The sequence below is a fragment of the Paracoccus sp. KKT209 genome (assembly GCF_055635455.1).
Genome location: NZ_JBVMWB010000002.1, coordinates 124310 through 140486, shown reverse-complemented (window position 1 = coordinate 140486; position 16177 = coordinate 124310). Strand labels below are relative to the sequence as shown.

The window sequence follows — 16177 nt, the reverse complement described above, 5'->3', positions numbered from 1 at the left end:
ACCAGGCTTGACCCATGTATCGCATCCGTCTTTTCGCCATCCGCCATGCAAGGGCCTTCGAATGGTTCTATACCCGTTTCGAATCCGCCCTGGTCGCGCTGGACCCGCTGTTCCGGCGGATCGGCTACGACCGGCTTGAACGTCCCGTCGCCGCCGTCGAAAAGGTGACCAAGGGGCTGCTGTTCGACTGCCGGATGTGCGGCCAGTGCGTGCTGTCATCGACGGGCATGTCCTGTCCGATGAACTGTCCCAAGAACCTTCGCAACGGCCCCTGCGGCGGCGTGCGGCCTGGCGGCTTCTGCGAGGTCAAGCCGCAGATGCGCTGTGTCTGGGTGCTGGCCTGGGACGGCGCGGCGCGCATGCAGGGCGGCAGCAAGATCCATGACGTGCAGCCGCCGGTCAACCGCAGCCTCGAAGGCTCCTCCTCGTGGTTGCGGGTGGCGCGGGAAAAGGCGGCGCGACCGGGGGCACCGTCGGATGCGCCGCGCAACACAATCGCGCGGGCCTTTCCGACCGCGCGCGCCCATGAACCGGCCGCGGCACCCCTCGCGCCCGAGCCGCCTTCCGCCAGCCACAGGGGGAACAGGCATTGACCGACACGACCCAGACCGACTTTGCGCGCTGGCAGCCCAGCTATGACCAGCCGCCCCCGGGGCACGTGTCGGGCAGCCGCCTTGAACGGGTGCTGCGCAAGGGGCATTTCGCGGTCACGGCCGAGTTGAACCCGCCCGACAGCGCGGACCCGGCCGACGTGTTCGAGGCGGCGCGCCCGCTGGCCGAGGTGGCCGACGCCATCAACGCGACCGACGCGTCAGGCGCCAACTGCCACATGTCCTCGATCGGCATCTCGGCCCTGCTGACGCGGGCGGGCATGGGCACGGTCTACCAGATCTCGTGCCGCGACCGGAACCGCATCGCCATCCAGGGCGACGTCCTTGGCGCGGCGGCCATGGGCGTGCGCAACGTGCTGTGCCTGACCGGGGATGGCGTCGGCGTGGGTGACCAGCCGGGCGCGCGACCTGTCTTCGACCTCGATTCGATCTCGCTTCTGCGCACGATCCGCACCATGCGCGACGATGGCGTGTTCCTGTCGGGGCGCCGGATCAGCAGTCCGCCCCGCATGTTCCTGGGCGCTGCGGAAAACCCCTGCATCGCGCCGCTGGACTGGCGGCCCGATCGGCTGGCGAAGAAGGTCGAGGCGGGGGCGGATTTCATCCAGACCAACTACATCTTCGACATGCCGGTCTTTGAACGGTTCATGGCCCGCGTCCGTGATCTGGGGTTGGAACAGCGCGTCTTCATCCTGGCAGGCGTCGGCCCGCTGGCCTCGGCCAAGGCGGCGCGCTGGATGCGCAGCAACGTTCCCGGCGTTCACATCCCCGATGCGGTGATCGCGCGAATGGAAGGGGCCACCGACCAGGGCGAGGAGGGCAAGCGCATCTGCATCGAGCTGATCCAGCAGATCCGCCAGATCGCCGGCGTCAGCGGCGTGCATGTCATGGCCTATCGCCGCGAGCATCTGGTGTCCGAGATCATCGCGCAGTCGGGCGTGCGTGACGATCGCATGACCCTGCCCGCGAATGCGGTTCGGGCCTGATCGACAGGACCAGCGCGGGCGCGTCGGCAGCGTGCAGGTGGAGTTTCCTCGGCTGAGGATGGCCGGGTCATGGCCGCCGGTCCGGTCAAGCGGTTGCTCAGCCAGCGGTCAACCAGCACCGACGGCGCGGAAAACCGTATGGCCAAAAGGCCATATTACAGATAGTTGCGGGCAACGGCGATGGCGACGGCCTGAGTGCGGGTCTTGGCGCCCAGCTTGCTGCAGGCCTTGACCGCGCGTTGCTTGACGGTGGATTCCGCGATGCCCAACTGGGTGGCGGTGTCCAGCTGTCCCAGCCCGTCGCGAAAGCACCGCAGCACGTCAAGTTCCGCCGGCGTCAGCGCGGCGCGGTTCAGCACGAGGTCGGTCCACAGCTGGAACCTGGCGCTGCAATGGGCAATCTCGGCATCGGTGAATTCCCGGTCCGGATGCGACAGCGTCAGGAAGGACCGCTTGCCGGCCACCTTGCGCGAGATGGCGACCCCGTAATTCAGCCGGAACCGCCGGGCGGCCGACATCACTCCGCGCAGGTCGGGGATGCGCACCTCGGACCAGCGCGCCGCGCCGTCATGGGTCATGGTCCACATCGCGATCGGGTCGCCGAAGAAATAGTTCCTGTCCTCATAGATCCCCCGCCAGGCTTCCGGGTAGGCGTTGAACAGGTGTTCCGGCCCCTTGTAGGTCAGGTTGAAGCCCATGATCCACCCGGTCGGCGCCAGCGCATGCATCTGGGCAATCTCTTCGTCGAAATTGGGGATCAGGTCGGTGAGCATGGGTTCCTCTTGCGCCGCACGAGACAAGTTATGCCTTTTCGGACATGCTGAAAAGACAGGTTGCTCCGATTTGGCACGACAAACGCCGCGGACGGGAGCATCCCGTTAAGACCTTTCTGTTAATCAAAGGAGCACGCAGATGGTATCTGGAATCAGGGAGCCGAAGCTGGCCACCGCCGAATTCAGCCGCGACATGGTCGAAACCATGCTGACCTATTTCGACGCTTATGCCGAAGAGGGCGTCCTGAAGGTCGAGGTGACGTCCTGGGGATTGTGGCTGCCCAACAAGGTCACCGGGGGACGCCAGTTCCTGGGGCTGGCGAAGCTGCCGGAAGGTTATCGGCAGTGAGCGGCGCGATGACAGGACATGACATGGCGCGCGTGCAGGTGGAGCTGATCAGCCTGCCGCGCGATATGGCCCGGTTCGACCTGGTCACGAGCTTTCTCAAGCTGCGCAAGCAGATCTTCGTCGACCGGATGGCCTGGCCGCTTCACCACGCCGAGGGCATCGAGTTCGAGCAATACGACACCTATGACACCGCCTATGTCATCGCGCATCGCGACGGGCAGGCGGTCGGCGGCGCGCGGTTGAAACGCACGGACAAGTCCCTGGGGGACGGAGCGGTCGTCTATTCCTACATGATCCGCGACGCCCATCTGGGGCTGCTGCCGGGCATGCCGACGAACCTTTGCCATGACGAGCCGCCCGTTGATCCCCAGGCCTGGGAGCTGACGCGCTTTGCCGCCCTGCCCCTGCCGGGGCTGGCCGAGCAGATCCTGGAGGTGGCGAACGACTACCTGCACCGGGTCGGCGCGTCGGAATGCCTGTTCCTGGGACCGCCGGCCTTCCTGCGCATGGCCTCGCGCCTCGGCTGGACGCCGCAGCCCCTGGGCGACCTGGTGTCGAACGAAGACGGCAAGTTCCTGGCCTTTTCCTGCGCGGTGCGCCAGCCGGCCGCCCAAGTGTCCCTGCACTAGGCCCTAGCAGCCGGTCGCCTGGCGGGCCCGCACGGCCTGCCGGCTGTCCGACATCCGCAACGACGCCGCGCCAAGCCTGGCGCGAATCGCACGCGACAGCGCATCGACCCCGACCGTCACCAGCCCGGTGGCGGCAAGGATCGCGACTGCCCGGTCGATCCGCAGCTCTCCGATGGCGTCGTCCAGGTAGAAGCCCAGGGTGGCGATGCCCAGAATGCCCATGATCGCGGATTCGCGGATGATGATCTCCCACCGATAAAGGCAGAGCGCCAGGAAGTTGCCGAAGAGGCGCGGCACGATCTCCCATCCCCACAGGGTCAGCCCGCGCGGCGCATCGGGCCGCAGCGCCAGCGTCGCCGCCTGACGGCCCAGAAGGTGGCCGATGATCGCCCCGTTGTGCAGGCCAAGCGCCAGGATCGCCGGCAGCATGGACGGCCCGAAGACCTGCAGGAACAGATAGGCCAGCATGTATTCGGGAAAGGACCGCAGGATCACCAGCAGCAGATGGCCCGCGGCGGCCCCCGCGCGCCCGGTCACCCGCGGCACGATCACCGCCTGCCCCAGAAAGGCCACCGCCCCCGCCAGGATCAGCGCCAGCTGTGCCACCACCAGCGTCGCCAGCAGCCCCGGCAGGATCGCCCCGCCCAGCAGGTTGCCAAGCCAGGGCAGCAGCCCCGCCGGATCGCCCTGACGCAGGGGTGCCGGCACGATGTCGGACAGGAACCGCCACAGCGCCCCCTGCCCCATCGGGGGCGATTGCACCGTGGCCAGCATCATCACGGCCGCGCCCAGCCAGGGGATCACCAGCCTTGGGCGCATCCACAGCCTGACGGTCGCGATCAGCGCGATATAGACCGCCATCACCGCGCCCGCCGCCCCGTAGTCGCCCTGCCGGAAAAAGCTGTCCAGCTGGAAGCCGAGCGTCGGCAGCCCGATGAAGCCCAGCACCGCCGAGGAGCGCAGCCCGCATTCCAGCCGATAGAGCGCATAGCTCACCATCTCGGGCCGGGCCAGGGGGATGCGCGTCCACAGGAAACGCGTCAGCGGGTCAGCGCGCGGCCCCAGCCATGCGGCCGGGCGGGGATCGGCCTCGTCCAAGATCTCGGAGAGAACCTTGGCGAAGATCCCGGCATAGGGCAGCGCAATGGCCAGGATGCCCGACCAGACGCTGATCCCGAAGACCTGCAGCAGCATCAGCGCCCAGAACAGCTCATGGACCGAGCGCAGGGCAATCGCCAGCCCCCGCACCGCCCGCAGTCGGTAGAAGGGCGCAAGACAGAGCCCCGCGAGGCCGCCCAAGGCCACGCCCGCGATGGCAAAGGCCAGGGTCAGGGCGACGGCGCGGGCGATCTGTTCGATGGCACCAAAGTCGGGCGTCAGGAAACCGCGCCCCATGCGGGCCAGCGCCGCCCAAGGGTCGTGGCCCGCAACGGCCAGGTCCGCCAGCGGCAGGCACAGCAGGGCGACCGCCAGGAAGGCGGCGACGACGCCAAGGCGCGAGAGGCTAGCGCCCATAGAGCGCCTCGATCCGCGCCGCATCCAGTTCCGCCACCGGCAGGTCGAACAGGAACGCGCCGTCCCGCAGCCCGATGACGCGGGTGGCGAAGGCGCGGGCGATGGCCACGTCATGAAGGGCCAGGACAGCGGTCGGGAAGGCGCTGCGGATCACCCCGGCCAGAAGCTCGGCCTGGCGCGGGTCGACGGCGGACAGCGGCTCGTCCCCCAGGATGAGCTCGCCGCCCCGATGGAGCGCGCGCGCCAGGGCGACGCGCTGCTTCTGTCCGCCCGACAGGCCCTCGACCGCACGGGGCGCCTCGGGCCGCAGGCCGACGCGGTCCAGCGCCTCCAGCGCCGCATCGCGGTCGGCCGGTCGGGGGCGGATCAGCGTGCGCAGGTTGTAAAGCGCCCCGTGATCGTCCAGCCGTCCCATCAGCACGTTGCGCAGGGCATTCAGCTGCGGGACCAGCGCGGTGTCCTGCGGCACCAGCGCCACCCGCAGGCCGCGCGCCAGAATCGCCTCCCTCAGCGCCGCCAGCAGCGTCGACTTGCCCGAGCCGCTGCGCCCCAGCAGGGCCAGTCGCTCTCCCGGCGCGACATTAAGACGCACGCCCTGCAGGACCGTGGTCCCGCCATAGCCCAGATCGGCGCCGTCCAGCAGCTGCATGGACAGGTCTCACTCCAGCAGGTCAAGCTGACGCGCGACCTCCTCGATCGGGGCATAATCCCCGTTCGCGGCCGGGATGAAGGCCTGGCGCGGGAAGGCCGCCAGCAGGTCGGGATCGTCCATGTCGACCAGCGCCGCCTGCACGCGATCGGCAAAACCCTCGCCCCACCGCGCATCGACATCACCGCGGATGGTCCAGTTGTAGTCGGGATAAGGCGGCGTCTGCCAGATGACCTTTGTCGTCTCCACCTCGGGGGCACCATCGGCAACCGCCTGATCATAGGCAGCAAAATTCAGCGCACCGACCTGCCACGCGCCCGAAGCGACCAGCCGCAGCGTCTGGCTGTGATCGCCCGAGAAGCCCACGCGGTCGAAGAACTCCTCCGGCGCCTCTCCGGTATTCTCGCGGATCGCGTGTTCCGGCATCAGCCGCCCCGAGGTCGAGGTCTTGGCGCCGAAGGTGAAGGTCATCCCGCGGGCGGCCTCGGGGAAATCCTCGGACCGCTCCAGCCCGGTATCGGTATGGGCGATGAAATAGCTGACGAACTGCGTGTCCTCATCACCCTGCGCGATGGCGCGCGCACCCGGCACCAGAAGCCGCGCCTGCACGCCCGACAGGCCGCCGAACCAGGCCAACTGCACCTGGTCGTTGCGGAAGGCGGTGACGGCGGCGGGATAGGATTTCACCGGGACGAACTTGACGGGCACGTCAAGCTCCTCCGACAGGTACTCCGCGACGGCGCTGAAACGCTCGGTCAGGCGCGTCTCGTCCTCGTCCGGGATGGCGGAAAAATACAGGGTATCCTGCGCCTTGGCTGCACCGGACAGGGCAACGGAGGCAGCAAGAAGCGCAGCGAGAAAACGAACGGTCATGTGTAAGGAACCTGTTGCGGTGGGACGGGACATGCGGAAGGCGGCCCCCGATGGCCGGGCCTCGCGCCGTGTCGTCAAGCCCCCGCGTCGCGGCGGAACCGATCGGCCCGAGCGCGCCCGGCGCATCGGCTTGTCGCGCCCTTCTAGCAAGCCCCGGCCCCAAGGCGCAAGCGGCCGCATCTTGACTTAGCGTGCGTGGCGGCGGACGATATGGTTGTACCTATCTATTCGACAGGCAGAGGGGGTCCCCATGAATATCGACCTTTCGCGCCGCGGCTTTCTGAGGCTTGCGGGTGCGGGGGTTGCGGCAACGTCGCTTGGAGCCATGGGCTTCGGCGAGGCCGAGGCAGCCGAGGCGGCGCAGGTGCGCACCTTCCGGCTGGCCACGACAACGGAAACGCGCAACACCTGCCCCTATTGCTCGGTCGCCTGCGGGATCATCATGTATTCCAAGGGTGACGTGAAGGCCGGCGAGACTGCCGAGCTCTTGCACATCGAGGGCGATGCCGATCACCCGACGAACCGCGGCACGCTGTGCCCCAAGGGCGCCGCGCTGAAGGATTTCGTCCATGCGCCGACGCGCCTGACGCATCCGCGCATCCGCAAGCCGGGCAGCGACCGCTTCGAGGAGATCACCTGGGACGCGGCGCTGGACCGGATCGCCCGCGCCATGAAGGATGATCGCGACGCGAATTTCATCGCCACCAACGAGGCGGGTGTTCCCGTCAACCGCTGGACGACGACGGGATTCCTTGCGGCCTCGGCCTCGACCAATGAAACCGCATGGCTGACCTACAAGACGGTCCGCTCCATGGGGATCGTCGGCTTCGACAACCAGGCGCGCGTCTGACACGGCCCCACGGTGTCCAGTTTGGGCCCGACCTTCGGCCGCGGTGCGATGACGAACGCATGGACCGACATCAAGAATACCGACCTTGTCATCGTCATGGGTGGCAATGCCGCTGAAGCGCATCCCTGCGGCTTCAAATGGGTGACCGAGGCCAAGGCGCATCGTGGCGCCAAGCTGATCGTGGTCGATCCGCGCTATACCCGCACCGCATCGGTGGCGGATTACTATGCGCCGATCCGTCCCGGCAGCGACATCGCCTTCCTGATGGGGGCGATCCGCTGGTGCATGGAAAACGACAAGGTCCACTGGGACTATGTGCGCGCCTTCACCAATGCCAGCTTCCTGGTCCGCGAGGACTTTGGCTGGTCCGACGGGCTGTTCACCGGCTATGACGAGGAAAAGCGCGACTTCGACAAGAGCAGCTGGGATTACCAGATCGGCGAGGACGGCTTTGCGCTGCGCGACCCGACGCTGGAGGACCCGCGCTGCGTCTGGCAGATGCTGAAGAAGCATGTCGATGTCTACACGCCCGAATTCGTCGAGAACATCACCGGCACGCCGCGCGACAAGTTCCTGACCGTCTGCCAGATGATCGGCGAGACCTCGGCGCCCGACCGGACCATGACCTCGATGTACGCGCTTGGCTGGACCCAGCATTCCAAGGGCGCCCAGAACATCCGCGGCATGGCGATGCTGCAGCTGATCCTGGGCAATATCGGCGTCCGCGGCGGCGGGATGAACGCATTGCGCGGGCATTCCAACATCCAGGGCCTGACCGATATCGGCCTGATGTCGAACCTGATCCCGGGATACCTGAACATCCCGACGGAAAAGGAAACGGACTGGGAGACCTACCTGTCCACGCGGACCTTCAAGCCGCTGCAGCCGGGCCAGACCAGCTATTGGCAGAACTATCCCAAGTTCATGGTCAGCTTCCTCAAGGCGATGTGGGGCGATGCCGCCACGGCCGAGAATGACTGGGCCTATGAATACCTGCCCAAGCTGGATGTCCCCGCCTACGACATCCTGCGCATGTTCGAGCTGATGAACCATGACCGGGTGAACCTGTATTTCTGCCAGGGCTTCAACCCGATGCTGTCCATCCCCAACCGGGAAAAGGTCACGCGCGGGCTGTCCAGGCTGAAGATGCTGGTGGTCATGGACCCCTTGTCCACGGAAACCTCGCATTTCTGGCAGAACCACGGCGCGCATAACGACGTGGACACCGCCAGCATCCAGACCGAGGTGCTGGAGCTGCCCACGACCTGCTTTGCCGAGGACGAGGGCGCTCTGGTCAACTCGGGCCGCTGGCTGCAATGGCACTGGCCGGGCGCGACCCCGCCGGGCGAGGCCAAGTACGACACCTGGATCATGGCGCAGATCTTCCTGCGGGTGCGCGAGCTCTATCGCCAGGAAGGCGGGGCCTTCCCGGACCCGATCCTGAACCTGACCTGGAACTATGCCGATCCCGACGAACCCTCGCCCGAGGAACTGGCCCGCGAGATGAACGGCCGTGCGCTGGCGGATCTGACCGATCCGGCGACGGGCGCGCCGGTGCTTCAGGCGGGCCAGCAGGTGTCCAGCTTTGGCCAGCTGCGCGACGACGGGACGACCATGGCGGGCTGCTGGATCTATGCCGGCAGCTGGACCGAGGACGGCAACATGATGGCGCGCCGGGACAATTCCGATCCCGACGACACCGGCATGTTCCTGAACTGGTCCTTTGCCTGGCCGGCGAACAGGCGCATCCTCTACAACCGCGCCTCGGCCGATCTTCAGGGCAAGCCCTGGGATCCAAGCCGCAAGCTGATCGAGTGGAACGGCGAGCGGTGGGTGGGCTATGACGTCCCCGACATCTCGCCCACCGCTCCGCCGGACGTGGTCGGGCCCTTCATCATGAACCAGGAAGGGGTCTCGCGCCTCTTCAGCCGGGGCATGATGCGGGACGGGCCCTTCCCGACCCATATGGAGCCTTTCGAAAGCCCGATGGCCAACGTGTTCAACCCGCGCATGCGCGGGAACCCGGTGGCGCGGATGTTCGAGAGCGACGTGGGCCGGCTCGGCTCCAGCGACGAGTTCCCCTTTGTCGCCACCTCCTATCGCCTGACCGAGCATTTCCACTATTGGACCAAGCACAACCCGGTGAACGCCGCGTTGCAGCCCGAGTTCTTCGTGGAGATCAGCGAGGAACTGGCGGCGGAACGGGGCATCGCCAAGGGCGGGCGCGTCAGGGTCTGGAGCAAGCGCGGCCAGGTCTGGGCCAAGGCGGTCGTGACCAAGCGGATCCGCCCGATGACCTGCGACGGCAAGATCGTCCATGTCGTGGGCATTCCCCTGCACTGGGGCTTCATGGGTGCCGCCAAGAAGGGGTGGGGGCCGAACAGCCTGACGCCCTTCGTGGGTGACGCCAATGTGGACACGCCCGAATTCAAGGCCTTCCTGGTCAACATCGAACCCGCAGCAGAGGAGCCGGTCGCATGAAGGATATCGCCACCGCCCCCACGACCGCGGCGTCGAACCCGCCGGTCCAGCCGACCGAGGCCTATTACAATGCGGGCGACATCGTCCGCATCTCGGCCACGCGCAACGTGCCTGCGCCCCAACGGCAGCTGACCAAGCTGGCCAAGCTGATCGATGTGTCCAAGTGCATCGGCTGCAAGGCCTGCCAGTCCGCCTGCATTGAATGGAACCAGACCCATCCCGATGTGGAGGAAAACGTGGGGGTCTATGAAAACCCCCACGACCTGACGCCGAACATGTTCACCCTGATGCGGTTCTCCGAATGGGTGAACCCCGAGACGGACGATCTGGAATGGCTGATCCGCAAGGACGGCTGCATGCATTGCGAGGATCCGGGCTGCCTCAAGGCCTGCCCGGCGCCCGGCGCCATCGTGCAGTACTCGAACGGCATCGTCGATTTCGTTCAGGAAAACTGCATCGGCTGCGGCTATTGCCTGACCGGATGCCCGTTCAACATCCCGCGCATCAGCCAGGTCGACCACAAGAGCTACAAATGCACCCTGTGTTCCGACCGGATCGCAGTGGGACAGGGCCCGGCCTGCGCCAAGGCCTGCCCCACCCAAGCCATCGTTTTCGGCACCAAGGATGACATGAAAGCCCATGCCGCCGAACGGATCGAGGACCTTAAGTCGCGCGGATACGAGAATGCCGGCCTGTACGACCCGGCGGGCGTGGGGGGCACCCATGTGATGTATGTCCTGCATCACGCCGACAAGCCGCAGATCTACAACAATCTGGAGGAAAATCCGCGCATCTCGCCCATCGTCGAGGGCTGGAAGGGTGTCACCAAGACCGCGGGCCTGGCCGTCATCGGCCTGGCCGCGATCGGGGCGACGCTGCACGGCCTCTTCGCCCGCGGAAACGAGGTCGAGGAGCATGACGAACAGGCCGCAGATACCCTGGTGAAGGGACGCGTGTCCGACGATGATCCGCATCACGGGGGGCAGGTCTGATGGCGCCGCGCCCCTATTACTCGGAACGCGGGGATCGCATCGACAGCACCGCTCCGGTAACGGTGAGCCGTTACCGGGGGTTTACCCGCGCGAACCACTGGCTGACCGCGCTGTGCCTGATCGTGCTGGCCCTGTCGGGGCTGGCCCTGTTCGACCCGTCGCTGTATTTCCTCACTGGTCTTTTCGGCGGCGGGCAGACGACGCGCTGGCTGCATCCCATCGTGGGCGTGGTGCTGTTCCTCAGCTTCATGCTGCTGTTCGTCAAGCTGTGGCGCCTGAACATGCCCAAGCCCGAGGACACGACCTGGGTCACCCGGATCGGCGATGTCGTGAAAGGCAACGAGGATGCGCTGCCCGAACTGGGCAAGTACAACCCGGGCCAGAAGTTCGTCTTCTGGGCGATGACCGGGCTGATCGTCCTGCTGATCATCACGGGCGTCCTGATCTGGCAGCAGGTCGTGGGCCATCTGGTCAGCGTTCCGGTGCGCCGGGTGGCCGTCCTGCTTCATGCCATCTCGGCCGTTCTGATCCTGCTGGTGTTCATCCTGCATGTCTATGCGGCGGTCTGGACACGCGGCACGCTGCGCGCCATGACGCGCGGCACGGTCACCGGCGGATGGGCATGGCGGCACCACCGCAAATGGCTGCGAGAGATCGCCAGCCGCGACAACAAGGGACCGGCAGAGTAATCTGCCGGCCATCACACGCCGACATCCCCAGTGGCCGGTCGGCCCGGAGAGCGACATGACCACGACCATCCAACCCGATCCCACGGCCATCGGCGGCGTCCCCAAGGCGCCGCTTGCCTTTTTGCCGGACCCCGCACGCCTGTTCGCGACCCGCGCCGAGCGGCTGGAGTTCCTGGCCGGCAGCGGCAGCAACCTAGGCCCCTATCTGCGTTTCCTCGCGGGCCTCGCGGCGCTTCAGGCGCGGCTGGCGGGCGATCTGCCCAAGGTCACGGGGGTGTCCGCGGACCGGATCAGGCTGGCCCGCGAAAGCCGGATGCCGCCCATCGACCGCACCCGACTGGCCGCCGATCCCGACCTTCATGACGTTCTGGACCGCGTGCTGGCCGAGGCTGCGGCCCTGGACATGCCCGAACCTGCGCGCCTGGCGTTGTCGGCCGTCACGGCCGCGCCCCTGGCCGATCGTCACTGGCTGCTGGAGAACATCCTGACCGACCAGGTGCCGCTGGACAGTGTCGCACCGCACCTGTTCGCGGCCGTCGCGGTCCAGCTGCACCTGTCCCGCCTGGCCGCCACTTTGGACGCAAAGCAGCTGGTGCCGATCCGCACCGGCGTCTGTCCGTCCTGCGGCGGCCGGCCTGCCACGTCCAGCGTCATCGGCCTGGGTGGGCTGGACGGCGTCCGCTATGCCGCCTGCGCCTGCTGCCAGACCCAGTGGAACGAGGTCCGGCTGACCTGCCTCTGCTGCGGGTCGACCAAGGGGATCAGCTATCGCAGCGTCGAGACGACCGAGGCGACCGTCCGCGCCGAGGTCTGTTCGGAATGCGACAGCTGGGTCAAGATCCTCTACCAGAACCGCAACCACAGCCTGGAACCCCTGGCCGACGACGTGGCCAGCCTGGGCCTGGATCTGATGATGGCCGAGACCGACAAGCGCCGCGGCGGCTTCAACCCCTTCCTGACCGGCTATTGATGTCCGAATACCGCGCACTGCCCTCGGTCGACCAGCTGCTGACCACCCTGCCGGACCTGATCGACCGCCACGGCCGCCAGCCGGTCACCGACGCCGCGCGCCTGCGCCTTGATGCGGCCCGGCAGGCAATCCGTGAAGGCGCCCAAGGCGCGGCCGAGGCGGCACGCCTGCCGCATCTGCTGGCGGCAGATCTGGCCGCCGCCGCCGTCACGCAGTTGCGGCCGATCCTGAACCTGACCGGCACCGTCCTTCACACCAACCTGGGCCGCGCGATCCTGGCGGAGGAGGCCATTGCCGCGGCCAGCGCCGCGATGGCCGCGCCCCTTGCGCTGGAATTCGACCTGACGACCGGCGGGCGCGGCCAGCGCGACGACCACCTGCGCGGCCTTCTGTGCGACCTGACAGGGGCCGAGGATGCGACGATCCTCAACAACAACGCCGCCGCCGTTCTGATCGCGCTGAACACTTTTGGCCAAGGGCGCGAGGCCATCGTGTCCCGCGGGGAGCTGATCGAGATCGGCGGCGCCTTCCGCATGCCAGACATCATGGCCCGCGCCGGCACGCGGCTGGTCGAGGTGGGAACGACGAACCGCACCCATCCCCGCGACTATAGAGACGCGATCTCGGACCGAACCGGGCTGATCCTCAAGGTCCACACCTCGAACTACCGCATCGAGGGCTTCACGGCAGAGGTTTCGGCCTCCGACCTGGCCCAGATCGCGCGGGAGGCGGGCGTGGTCCTGATGAACGACCTGGGCGCGGGCAGCTTGGTCGACCTGTCGCACTGGGGTCTGCGGCGCGAACCGACCGTGGCCGAGGCGGTGGCCGAGGGCGCGGATCTTGTCACCTTCTCGGGGGACAAGCTGCTGGGCGGGCCGCAGGCGGGGTTCATCGTCGGGCGCCGCGACCTGATCGCGCAGATCAACAGGAACCCTCTGAAACGCGCCCTGCGCCTGGACAAGATCCGCATCGCCGCGCTGGAGGCGACGCTGCGCCTTTACCGCGACCCCGACCGGCTGGCTGAACGCCTGCCGGTGCTGCGGATGCTGTCGCGGCCCAAGGACGAGATCGCGCAGCAGGCCGCGCGCCTGGCGCCGCTGGTCAGGGATCTGCTGGCACCGCATGGCTTTGATGCGCAGGTGGCCGATTGCGCCAGCCAGATCGGGTCGGGCGCGCTGCCCACCGACACGATCCCCTCGGCCGGGCTGCGGCTGACGGGTGCCGGCGGCGATGCGCCGGATTGGCTGGCGGCGCGGCTGCGGTCCCTGCCCCGGCCGATCATCGGCCACATTCACGCCGGCGCGCTGATCCTGGACCTGCGCTGCCTGGCCTCGGACGATCAGCTGCTGACGGCACTGGCGGACCTATGATCGTCGGCACGGCGGGACATATCGATCACGGCAAGACCGCGCTGGTCAAGGCGCTGACCGGCACCGATGCCGACCGGCTGGCCGAGGAAAAGGCCCGCGGCATCACCATCGACTTGGGCTTTGCCTATGCCGATCTGGGCGGCGGCGGGATCACGGGTTTTGTCGATGTGCCGGGCCATGAACGCCTGATCCACACGATGCTGGCCGGAGCGGGCGGGATCGATCTGGCGCTGCTGGTCGTGGCGGCCGATGACGGGGTGATGCCGCAGACGGCCGAGCATCTGGCGATCCTTGACCTTTTGGGGCTGTCGCGGGGGCTGGTCGTGCTGAGCAAGGCCGATCTTGCCGACATCCCGCGTCGCGCCGAGGTCGCAAGCCAGATCCGCCGCGCCCTGGAGGGCAGCCGGTTGGCGGACGCTCCGATCCTCCCGGTCTCCACCCTCACCAGCGAGGGGCTGGACGACCTGCGTGCGGCGCTGGCCGCAGCCGAAGGCGCGACGGCGCGGCGGCAGGCGGATGGTCTGTTCCGGATGGCCGTCGACCGCAGCTTTACCCTTCAGGGCGCCGGGACGGTGGTGACCGGCACGGTGCTGAGCGGCCGCGTGGCGGTGGGCGATCTGGTCACCGTCAGCCCCTCCGGCCTGCCGGCTCGCGTGCGCGGCATCCATGCCCAGAACCGCGCGGCGACCGAGGGGCTGGCCGGCCAGCGCTGCGCTCTGAACCTGGCCGGCGAGGCCATCGCCAAAAGCGCGATCCACCGCGGCGACATCGTGCTGACGCCCCAGCTGCATGCGCCCACGGCCCGCATCGATGCGCGGCTTTCGGTCCTGCCCGCCGAGCCCCGTCCCGTCGGCACCTGGTTTCCCGCCCGCCTGCACAGCCACGCGACCGAGGTCGGCGCCCGCATCGTGCCCCTGGGCGACCCCATCGCCCCCGGAGAGGCCGGCCCGGTACAGATCGTGCTGGACCGCCCGATCGCCGCCGCCGTCGGCGACCGCTTCATCCTGCGCGACGTCTCGGCCAGCCGGACCATCGGCGGCGGCCGCTTTCTGGACCTGCGGCCCCCGGCCCGCAAGCGTCGGACGCCCGAACGGCTGGCCCTGATCGAGGCCGCCCGTCCGTTACACCCTGCCCGCGCGCTGACCGCCATGCTGCAGGTTGCCCCTGTGGCGCTGGCGGCCTTTGCCCGCGACCGCAGCCTGACGCCGGAGCAGGCAGGCGCCGCCTTGGCAGAGGCGGGGGCGACGACCGTCGCGGGGCTGGCGCTGTCGCAGGACCAGCTGGATCAGCTGCGCCGGGACGTCGAGGCGCAGCTGTCGCAGTTCCATGAGGCCAATCCCGATCTGCCCGGTCTGGGGCGGGAACGCCTGCGCCTGGCGCTGACCCCGCGCCTGCCGCAGGACGCCTTCCTGGCCCTCCTGCGCCAGCAGGTGGCGGGGGGCCGGGTGGTCATGGACGGCGCCTTCCTGCGCCTGCCCGGCCACGAGGTCCGCCTGACCCCGGAGGACGAGGCGTTGTGGGATCGCATCCGCCCGGCCCTGCTGGGTGAGCTGCAGTTCCGCCCGCCCCGCGTGCGCGATTTCGCGACGGAACTGGGCCGGGACGAACGTGAGATCCGTCGCCTGCTGAAGCTGACGCAAAAGCTGGGCCGCACCGACCAGATCGCCCATGACCACTTCTTTGCCCGGGAGGTCACGGCTCGGATGGTAGGCATCCTGCGGGACGTGGCCGCGCAGACGGAGGACGGCTGGTTCACCGCGCCCGCGTTCCGGGACCGGGTGCAGAACGGCCGCAAGGTCGCGATCGAGATCCTGGACTTCTTCGACCGGCACGGCGTCACCCTGCGCCGGGGCGACCTGCGGCGGCTGAATCCGCACCGGCTGGACCTGTTCGGCTAGAGGCTGGCGCCGCCCTGCTCGACCACCGCCTCCATCGCGACATAGCTGGAGGTCGCGTTGACATGCGGCAGGGACGAGATCTTCTCGGCCATGATGCGCCGGTAATCGGCCATGTCGCGCGAGCGCACCTTCAGCAGGTAATCGAAGCCACCGGCGATCATGTAGCATTCCTCGACCTCGGGAATGGTGCGGACGGCGGCGTTGAAGGCCTCCAGCGCCTTCTGGCGGGTGTCGGTCATGCGCACCTCGACATAGGTGACATGGGTCAGGCCAAGCCGCACCGGCGACAGGATCGCGCGATAGCCGGTGATCAGCCCCGCCTCCTCCAGCTGGCGGATGCGCAGGGCCACGGGCGTCTTGGACAGGCCCACCTTGCGGGCCAGTTCGGTGACGGGGATGCGCGCATTGGCCGTCAGCTCGGCCAGGATGCGGCGGTTGGTGGGATCGAGAAGTTCGGTCACGGTCTGGAAAGCCGCCTGAAATTGGTGATGCGGGCTACATGCTGCACCTCAAATGGTCACATCGTCCAGACCTGCTGCGGT

The 16177-nt window shown here is 67.9% G+C and carries 15 protein-coding genes; 10 read left to right on the top strand and 5 right to left on the bottom strand.

Annotated features, from left to right (window positions below; all coding sequences use genetic code 11):
- Nucleotides 1-14: 14 nt before the first annotated feature.
- Both ACZ2G3_RS16790 and ACZ2G3_RS16785 read left to right on the top strand, forming a co-directional pair.
- Nucleotides 15-593 (top strand): methylenetetrahydrofolate reductase C-terminal domain-containing protein, encoded by a 579-nt coding sequence (locus tag ACZ2G3_RS16790; protein WP_470399619.1) that lies wholly within the window; start codon nt 15-17, stop codon nt 591-593.
- Nucleotides 590-1597 carry a methylenetetrahydrofolate reductase gene (locus ACZ2G3_RS16785; RefSeq protein ID WP_470399617.1) on the top strand — a complete coding sequence of 336 codons (1008 nt, stop codon included), beginning with the start codon at nt 590-592 and terminating at the stop codon, nt 1595-1597. The genes ACZ2G3_RS16790 and ACZ2G3_RS16785 overlap by 4 nt, the downstream gene beginning before the upstream one ends.
- A 155-nt stretch (nt 1598-1752) precedes the next feature.
- Here the strand turns inward: ACZ2G3_RS16785 and ACZ2G3_RS16780 are convergent, their stop codons facing one another.
- On the bottom strand, nt 1753-2370 hold the full coding sequence (locus ACZ2G3_RS16780; RefSeq protein WP_470399616.1) for a helix-turn-helix transcriptional regulator: 618 nt from the start codon (nt 2368-2370) through the stop codon (nt 1753-1755).
- 139 nt (nt 2371-2509) lie between these two features.
- On the opposite strand from ACZ2G3_RS16780, the gene ACZ2G3_RS16775 reads away from it, so the two are divergent.
- The gene (locus ACZ2G3_RS16775) at nt 2510-2719 is read left to right on the top strand and encodes a hypothetical protein (RefSeq protein WP_419269505.1); all 210 of its coding nucleotides are present in this window, start codon (nt 2510-2512) and stop codon (nt 2717-2719) included.
- Nucleotides 2720-2727: 8 nt separating this feature from the next.
- Entirely contained in the window at nt 2728-3348 is a 621-nt protein-coding gene (locus ACZ2G3_RS16770) for an acyl-homoserine-lactone synthase (protein ID WP_470399615.1), read from the top strand.
- Nucleotides 3349-3351: 3 nt separating this feature from the next.
- Here the strand turns inward: ACZ2G3_RS16770 and ACZ2G3_RS16765 are convergent, their stop codons facing one another.
- From ACZ2G3_RS16765 to ACZ2G3_RS16755, 3 genes are read right to left on the bottom strand one after another with little or no spacing between them, the layout of a single operon-like run.
- The gene (locus ACZ2G3_RS16765) at nt 3352-4863 is read right to left on the bottom strand and encodes a PhnE/PtxC family ABC transporter permease (protein WP_470399613.1); all 1512 of its coding nucleotides are present in this window, start codon (nt 4861-4863) and stop codon (nt 3352-3354) included.
- On the bottom strand, nt 4853-5512 hold the full coding sequence (locus ACZ2G3_RS16760; RefSeq protein ID WP_470399611.1) for an ATP-binding cassette domain-containing protein: 660 nt from the start codon (nt 5510-5512) through the stop codon (nt 4853-4855). The genes ACZ2G3_RS16765 and ACZ2G3_RS16760 overlap by 11 nt, the downstream gene beginning before the upstream one ends.
- A 9-nt stretch (nt 5513-5521) precedes the next feature.
- Nucleotides 5522-6385, bottom strand: a complete 864-nt coding sequence (locus ACZ2G3_RS16755; RefSeq protein ID WP_470399609.1) for a putative selenate ABC transporter substrate-binding protein — start codon at nt 6383-6385, stop codon at nt 5522-5524.
- Nucleotides 6386-6635: 250 nt separating this feature from the next.
- Here ACZ2G3_RS16755 and fdnG point away from each other — a divergent pair, with 250 nt between their 5' ends.
- From fdnG to selB, 6 genes are read left to right on the top strand one after another with little or no spacing between them, the layout of a single operon-like run.
- Nucleotides 6636-9716, top strand: a complete 3081-nt coding sequence (gene fdnG, locus ACZ2G3_RS16750; protein ID WP_419269510.1) for a formate dehydrogenase-N subunit alpha — start codon at nt 6636-6638, stop codon at nt 9714-9716.
- Complete coding sequence (gene fdxH, locus ACZ2G3_RS16745) at nt 9713-10708, top strand: formate dehydrogenase subunit beta (protein ID WP_470399606.1); 996 nt, start codon at nt 9713-9715, stop codon at nt 10706-10708. The genes fdnG and fdxH overlap by 4 nt, the downstream gene beginning before the upstream one ends.
- The gene (locus ACZ2G3_RS16740; protein WP_470399604.1) at nt 10708-11397 is read left to right on the top strand and encodes a formate dehydrogenase subunit gamma; all 690 of its coding nucleotides are present in this window, start codon (nt 10708-10710) and stop codon (nt 11395-11397) included. Before fdxH ends, ACZ2G3_RS16740 begins: the two co-directional genes overlap by 1 nt.
- A gap of 55 nt (nt 11398-11452) precedes the next feature.
- A complete protein-coding gene (gene fdhE / locus ACZ2G3_RS16735) occupies nt 11453-12367 on the top strand; it encodes a formate dehydrogenase accessory protein FdhE (protein ID WP_470399602.1) in 915 nt (304 codons plus the stop codon).
- Nucleotides 12367-13737, top strand: a complete 1371-nt coding sequence (gene selA / locus ACZ2G3_RS16730; RefSeq protein ID WP_470399600.1) for an L-seryl-tRNA(Sec) selenium transferase — start codon at nt 12367-12369, stop codon at nt 13735-13737. The genes fdhE and selA overlap by 1 nt, the downstream gene beginning before the upstream one ends.
- Nucleotides 13734-15635: a selenocysteine-specific translation elongation factor gene (gene selB, locus ACZ2G3_RS16725; protein ID WP_470399598.1), complete on the top strand. Its 1902-nt coding sequence runs from the start codon at nt 13734-13736 to the stop codon at nt 15633-15635. The genes selA and selB overlap by 4 nt, the downstream gene beginning before the upstream one ends.
- Here selB and ACZ2G3_RS16720 read toward each other — a convergent pair.
- On the bottom strand, nt 15632-16096 hold the full coding sequence (locus ACZ2G3_RS16720; protein ID WP_419269516.1) for an Lrp/AsnC family transcriptional regulator: 465 nt from the start codon (nt 16094-16096) through the stop codon (nt 15632-15634). The genes selB and ACZ2G3_RS16720 overlap by 4 nt on opposite strands.
- Nucleotides 16097-16177: the final 81 nt, after the last annotated feature.

Excerpts from the sequence above, each read along its gene's own strand:
- ACZ2G3_RS16790 (WP_470399619.1), top strand. The coding sequence starts at position 15 with ATGTATCGCATCCGTCTTTTCGCCATCCGCCATGCAAGGGCCTTCGAA.
- ACZ2G3_RS16780 (WP_470399616.1), bottom strand. The coding sequence starts at position 2,370 with ATGCTCACCGACCTGATCCCCAATTTCGACGAAGAGATTGCCCAGATG.
- ACZ2G3_RS16775 (WP_419269505.1), top strand. The coding sequence starts at position 2,510 with ATGGTATCTGGAATCAGGGAGCCGAAGCTGGCCACCGCCGAATTCAGC.
- ACZ2G3_RS16770 (WP_470399615.1), top strand. The coding sequence starts at position 2,728 with ATGACAGGACATGACATGGCGCGCGTGCAGGTGGAGCTGATCAGCCTG.
- ACZ2G3_RS16765 (WP_470399613.1), bottom strand. The coding sequence starts at position 4,863 with ATGGGCGCTAGCCTCTCGCGCCTTGGCGTCGTCGCCGCCTTCCTGGCG.
- ACZ2G3_RS16760 (WP_470399611.1), bottom strand. The coding sequence starts at position 5,512 with ATGCAGCTGCTGGACGGCGCCGATCTGGGCTATGGCGGGACCACGGTC.
- ACZ2G3_RS16755 (WP_470399609.1), bottom strand. The coding sequence starts at position 6,385 with ATGACCGTTCGTTTTCTCGCTGCGCTTCTTGCTGCCTCCGTTGCCCTG.
- fdxH (WP_470399606.1), top strand. The coding sequence starts at position 9,713 with ATGAAGGATATCGCCACCGCCCCCACGACCGCGGCGTCGAACCCGCCG.
- ACZ2G3_RS16740 (WP_470399604.1), top strand. The coding sequence starts at position 10,708 with ATGGCGCCGCGCCCCTATTACTCGGAACGCGGGGATCGCATCGACAGC.
- fdhE (WP_470399602.1), top strand. The coding sequence starts at position 11,453 with ATGACCACGACCATCCAACCCGATCCCACGGCCATCGGCGGCGTCCCC.
- selA (WP_470399600.1), top strand. The coding sequence starts at position 12,367 with ATGTCCGAATACCGCGCACTGCCCTCGGTCGACCAGCTGCTGACCACC.
- selB (WP_470399598.1), top strand. The coding sequence starts at position 13,734 with ATGATCGTCGGCACGGCGGGACATATCGATCACGGCAAGACCGCGCTG.